General features: G+C 57.4%; 5 protein-coding genes. 3 read left to right on the top strand and 2 right to left on the bottom strand.

Annotated features, from left to right (window positions below; translation table 11 throughout):
• From RIN56_20505 to RIN56_20495, 3 genes are all read left to right on the top strand, one after another.
• Positions 1-1,236: OFA family MFS transporter (locus RIN56_20505; protein MDR7869176.1), on the top strand; the 1,236-nt coding region annotated here is incomplete at its 5' end.
• A 650-nt stretch (positions 1,237-1,886) separates the two neighbouring features.
• The gene (locus RIN56_20500; protein ID MDR7869175.1) at positions 1,887-3,185 is read left to right on the top strand and encodes an amidohydrolase; all 1,299 of its coding nucleotides are present in this window, start codon (positions 1,887-1,889) and stop codon (positions 3,183-3,185) included.
• Between the two features lie 232 nt (positions 3,186-3,417).
• Positions 3,418-4,200, top strand: coding sequence for an enoyl-CoA hydratase-related protein (locus RIN56_20495; protein ID MDR7869174.1), 783 nt, complete (start codon positions 3,418-3,420; stop codon positions 4,198-4,200).
• A 271-nt stretch (positions 4,201-4,471) separates the two neighbouring features.
• On the opposite strand, the gene RIN56_20490 is transcribed toward RIN56_20495, so the two are convergent.
• Complete coding sequence (locus RIN56_20490; protein ID MDR7869173.1) at positions 4,472-4,969, bottom strand: hypothetical protein; 498 nt, start codon at positions 4,967-4,969, stop codon at positions 4,472-4,474.
• 128 nt (positions 4,970-5,097) lie between these two features.
• Positions 5,098-5,574 carry a C40 family peptidase gene (locus RIN56_20485; protein ID MDR7869172.1) on the bottom strand — a complete coding sequence of 159 codons (477 nt, stop codon included), beginning with the start codon at positions 5,572-5,574 and terminating at the stop codon, positions 5,098-5,100.
• Between the last annotated feature and the right edge of the window lie 710 nt (positions 5,575-6,284).

Here is a 6,284-nt window from a genome sequence, read left to right as displayed (position 1 = left end):
TTCCAGCAGCCGGTCATGGCCGCCGGAGGCTGGTCCAATACCCAGGCGGCCTGGGCGTTCAGCCTGGCTATTTTCTTCCTCGGCCTGGCGGCGGCTTGGGGCGGCGTCAATCTTTCCAAATTCGGACCGCGCAGGCTTGCCATGGCAGGCGGCGCACTGTTCGGCCTCGGTTACCTGATCGCCGCCTATGCCCTTCATATCAAAAGCCTCCCACTGCTGTACGCCGGCTATGGCGTGATCGGGGGGATCGGACTGGGGCTCGGCTATGTGACGCCGGTGGCGACGGCCGCCAGGTGGTTTCCCGACAAAAAGGGCTTGATCACCGGCATGGTTGTCATGGGATTCGGGTTCGGAGCGCTGGTCATGGCTAAGATTCTTGCCCCGCTCCTGATGTCCGTTACGGGCGGGAGCCTTGTCGCGGTATTTTTCTATATCGGCGTCACGATGCTCGCCATCACCTTGCCGGCCGGATATTGTCTAGTTAACCCGCCTGCGGGTTTTATGCCGGACGGATATCGACCGCCCTCGGCAGCTGCCACAGCGGTAGTTTCCCAGGATGCAGTCACCGCCAGACAGAGCATTCTCTCGGGCAAATTCCTCATGATGTGGACCGTGTTCTTCTTCAACATCGTCGCCGGCATCATGTTTATCAGCTTCCAGTCACCCCTGCTCCAGGACTTGCTTCAAAAAGCCATCGCCCCGGCCGCGATGGGCGACCCGCGAGTTATAGCCGGCTTGGCTGCATCCGGCGCCACCCTTATCGCCGTGAGCTCCATCTTCAACGGCCTCGGTCGCTTTTTCTGGGGCGGGCTGTCCGACAGGATCGGGCGCGCCCAAACGTTCCGGCTCATTCTCGGCAGCCAGTGTATAGTATTTGCGGCGCTGCTGTTCGTGAATGATCCGCTCGTCTTCAGCGTACTCGTCTGCTATGTCCTTCTTTGCTATGGCGGCGGGTTCGGCTCCATGCCCTCGTTCGTCCTCGACGTCTTCGGCCAGAAACTGATGCCGGTCGTCTACGGCGCCATCCTGACCGCCTGGGGCTGTGCCGGCATCGTCGGCCCCCAGATCGTCGCCCTGCTCAAGGACAACTTTGCCGGCCAGGCTGCCCACTACACCTTCATCTGCGGTGGGGCGCTCTTGTTGATTGGCCTTCTTATCACCTTCGGCTTGAACAACGAGAGGTTCGTGCCCGGGAAAACAGCATGGAAAGAGCCTTCTCCCGAGGGTGCAGGGTAACCGGTATTCCCCCTTATCGCCGCTACATCCCTTTCCCTCAAGGGGGAAACTTAACGCCGGGAAGAACGGGGAATTCCGGCAAGTGTTATTTATCAGAGGTTTGCTGGAGCAGCTGAGATATGTTTCGGCTACTCCGCGCTGGGGAGGATATAGGGACAAAACTTTCGAAATGTCCCCCGAAACAGCCCGGGTTCCACTAACTGGTATTTTGTCACAGCCAATAAAATCAAGAATTTATTCACGTATACTAAAAATAGTACAATTACTTTTGCGGTCTTCAAAGCTCTTATGCTCGACGTTAATCCTTCGTGCCTGTTCTGCAATTCGTAGGATTCGTTCTGCTATTCGGTTTTTAAATAGTGTTTAAGTTGTGTTATAACTACCTCTCCAAAAGTCCAAGATTGCATATAACTTAAACATTAATATGACATACCTCAAACATAATTTACATAACGTCACGAGACTCAAAATCTGCTATCAGTGATGGTGTGGGGGTTCGAGTCCCTTCCCGGGCACCAAAAAAATACACCGCAAAAGGCTCTCGATTATTCGGGAGCCTTTTTCGTTATGCCCGGCAGGTTTTTCCAAACCGGCCCGCAAATATTAATACAATGCACCCAATTCACACCACCCCGAAAGGACGTGTCCACATGACCGACTCCATCGCCGCCAACCAGGCCGCCGCCATCGAATGGCGCCGCGCCCTCCACCGCTGCCCCCAGCCCGCCTGGCTCGAACTCTTCGCCACCGCCTTCATCGCCGAAAAACTCGCCGCCTGGGGCTACGAAATAAAAATGGGCCGCGACATCATCCCCGCCGACAAACAATTCATGCCCCCCGACGCCGACCAGCTCGCCCTCGCCTACGCCCAGGCCGTCAAAGCCGGCGCCGGCGAAAAATACCTCGCCCCCGCCGCCGAAGGCCACACCGGCGTCGTCGGCATCATCAAAGGCGCCCTCCCCGGCCCCACCGTCGGCTTCCGCTTCGACATCGACGCCAACGAAACCGCCGAAACCACCGACCCCGCCCACCGGCCCATCCGCGAAGGCTTCGCCTCCGTCAACCCCGGCTGCGCCCACATGTGCGGCCACGACGCCCACGCCGCCATCGGCCTCCTCCTCGCCAAACACTTCGCCGACAACCGCGCCACCCTGCGCGGCGCCGTCAAAATAATCTTCCAGCCCAACGAAGAAAACCTCGGCGGCGCCGCCGCCCTCGTTGCCAGCGGCCACCTCGACGACCTCGACTACCTCTTCAGCGGCCACGTCGGCATCGCCGCCAAAGAAACCGGCCACCTCTGCCTCAACGTCCACAGCTTCATGGCCCTCTCCCGCTTCGAAATCACCTACACCGGCCGGCCCATCCACGCCGCCCTCCGCCCCGACCAGGGCAACAACGCCCTCCTCGGCTCCTGCGCCGCCATCACCAACCTCTACGCCATCGCCCGCCACGGCCTCGGCGCCAGCCGCATCAACGTCGGCTACCACACCGCCGGCACCACCTGGAACGTCATCCCCGACAAAGCCTACTTCCGCTTCGAAACCCGCGGCGTCACCAACGAAATCAACGCCTACATGGTCGAAAAAGCCCACGAAATCATCCGCGGCGCCGCCCAAATGTACGGCCTCGGCGTCGAAATCAAGCCCGCCGCCGTCGCCGGCGTCGCCGAAAACTCCCCCGCCCTGCTCGCCCTCGCCGAAAAAGTCGCCGCCGGCCTCCCCAGCGTCAAAAAAATCCTCCCCTCCGTCGCCTTCAACGCCTCCGAAGACGTCACCCTCCTCATGCAGCACGTCCAAAACCGCGGCGGCCAAGCCCTCGTCGCCCTCTTCGGCACCCCCCTCGGCGGCGGCCACCATAATGCCGCGTTTGATATTGACGAGCAGGTTATCCCCAACGCCGCCGAATTCCTCGCAGCTATGTACTCGGCAGTAAGTGGGGACCGTCCATAAGGCCCCATCTGCGTTGCACCCGCAAGGGGTAGGCCGCCCCTCTAACCGCTGAAGCGCTAAGAGGGACGCACTTGGTCCTGCGCGTGCTTGCTAGCGTACATTCGAGTACGCGTCGCTGCGCATGCTCGGCCCGCCTAGCATCTGGGACCTTCTGAACGGTCCCGGCGGCACAAAGAAGAACGTAAAAGGGGAGGGGAGACGTCCCTCTCATACATAAAAGGAGGCAAAAACAATGGCCAGCGAATCCGTCCTCGTCGCCGTCGACGGCGGCATCGCCACCGTCACCTTAAACAGGCCCGAAGTATTGAACGCCCTAAACCGCGACCTCGTCGACAGCCTTGCCGCCGCCCTGCGCGCCGCCGAGGCCGACCCCGCAGTTAGATGCATCGTCCTCACCGGCAGCGGCAAAGCCTTCTGCGCCGGCGGCGACCTCGCCTTCCTCAGCACCCTCGCCGACAAAGTCGCCTTCCGCCGCTTCATCAAAGACGCCGGCCAGCTCACCGCCCTCATCATCGGCCTTGAAAAACCCGTCGTCGCCATGGTCAACGGCGTCGCCGCCGGCGCCGGCTTCAACCTCGCCCTCGCCTGCGACATCGTCATCGCCTCCCGCGCCGCCCGCTTCGCCCAGAGCTTCGCCAAAGTCGGCCTCGTCCCCGACTGCGGCGGCCTCTACCTTCTGCCGCGGCTCGTCGGCCCCCACAAAGCCAAAGAACTCATGTTCACCGCCGACCTAATCGACGCCGACACCGCCTACAGCCTCGGCCTCGTCAACAAACTCGCCGACCCGGCCGACCTTCCCGCCGTCACCGGCGAATTCGCCGCCCGCCTCGCCGCCGCCGCCCCCATCGCCCTCGGCTGCATGAAAAAAATCATCGGCCGCAGCCTCGACCTCGACCTCGACGCCGTCCTCGAATACGAAGCCGACCTCCAGACCATCTGCGCGGCCACGGACGATCATAGGGAAGGGGTAGCCGCCTTCCAGCAAAAACGCCCCCCTTTGTTTAGGGGGCAGTAGGAGAACCCCCGGGCAACCGCCTGGGGGTTCTCAGCCATATTCGGGGGAGCCGCCCATAAGCTCTCATCTGCGGTGTTGCTCCTCGACTGCCATCCTCAGCGTACGTACGTGTACGCTTCCGGTGACAGCCTCCGGTGCGCCTTGCATCTAAGGGCTTCTGAACGGCCCCGGCAGTATAGGGTTCAGCGTTCTTGGGGGAGAGGGGAAATGTCGAGATACATGTAAAATAGCCGGCAATTATATTGCCGCTATTCTGTATATCCAGTGTTTGTCAGTAATATTCACCGTCGGACGATAAAATCATCGGCGGAGTCCCGACGGGAAGGATACCCCAATTGATAGCGATAACTCTCTCTGTTTCTTTATCCAGATAAAAATGGACTTTCAAAACCTCATTCGGTTCTATGTAGCTGAACCATTTATAATGACTTCTCGACCCGGAATAGCGGTTGGGTTCCCCGTAACACTCCCTGACTCTATCTGCCGAGTCGCCGATACTTATTCCCCGGCTCGTCACGTAATCTTTGCTGTATACCGTAATACGGTAGACATAATCTTGTCCGCTAACATAATTGTGCTCTAAAAAATATTTGGCGTTATTATCAGGTGTAAAACCCAAAGGTTTGCGTACTTGGATGGTTTCGCCCGTGGGGACGAACTTTACAAAATAGTCCGATTCATTTAGAGGGGCGACATTGGCGGAAACAATACCTGCACAAATTGACGCTATCAAAAATAACACTAAAATGCGAAATAGCAATTGCTTCACCACCAATAACTGTCATTTACCTTATTTTACCTAATAGTTTGCCTAAAATCAATATTGTCCACAAAGTAATATAGGGTCAGGTGAAAACTCGACCGCCCCTATATTACTTTGGGTTTAATTAAGGAATTCTACTTGTGTGGTCTGCCAAATCCGTAAAAATGAGATTGCCAATATTCGCTGTTCAAGTCTGCATAACTTACTCCTTTGCTGCTGCCTGCATGAAGCATTTTTCCGTCTCCGACATATATCCCCACATGGGTAATTGATCCGGGGCCATCGCCACTGTCGTAAGTGTCTTTGAAAAATACTAGGTCACCGGGCCGGGCTTGAGAAAGATCGTTAAACACCGAACCATTAGTTTTGCAAAAAGCGTGTTGATCGGGGGCAGTTCGCGAGTCAAGATTCACACCTATTTGATTATAAGTATCGAGAGTAAATTTTCCGCAGTCGGTGGATGAGACGCCATCACCTCCTAAATCATAAGGGAGTCCGAGCTGCTTCTTGCCGATATTGTGGACCCTATCGCCAAAAGAGCCGTCCTCACTTTCGGTTTTTGATTTTTCATCTTCCTTCGTGGTTATCCCGTCTGTGACTTTAGGCACCATTTCACTGTTACGGTAGCGGTCAACAGTGCCGGCCCCGGCCGAAGCGTCCGTCGTAGTTTTACCGCTTTCATGTTCATATTGTGGAAACATTCCAAGTGGATCAACCCAGGCTCTCATACCACTATCCTTACTGTTATCCCAGCTCGCTGGCTGGAACCAGTTGCGTGCGCCGCCGTCCCGGCTCAACACCGTATCCCAATAATTGAGCGGCTCCTCCGGCCGCTTCGTTCCGCCACTCAACGGATTCGACATACCCGGCGCAGGTTTCTTCTGCAATCTGTACTCATCCTCCCCGTTGTCCCAGCCGTTGAGGTAAAACTCCTGCCCCTTGGGAATCGCGCTCTCGTCGTGCGGCTGGCCGAACATGCGCAGTATCCGCGCCTTCAGGCCGGGGTCTACCGGCCGGTACACCGGATGCTGCCACTCAGCCTCCCGCCTCCGGTTGGCTTCATCCATTTTGCCAAGCTCCCACTCGATATCCCCGTCGTCCATCCCCCTTAAATCCGGCTCATACCCCAGCGCCTTCATCCTCCTCAAGTACTCTTCCTCTCTCGTCCTCGCGTTCATACTCTCTCCTCCTTGCCGTTTTCCGGCATAAAATTAAGAAGGCCGCCCTTTGGACTGAACCCCGAAAAATGGACATTGAGCAAAAGAGCCTCCTGTTGTAGGATGACTACGACAGGAGGCTCTTTCATGGGAAAACATTTCGG

It is taken from the genome of Sporomusaceae bacterium (assembly GCA_031460455.1).
GTDB lineage: Bacteria > Bacillota > Negativicutes > Sporomusales > UBA7701 > Anaeroselena.
This window is presented reverse-complemented; position numbering and strand designations above follow the sequence as displayed.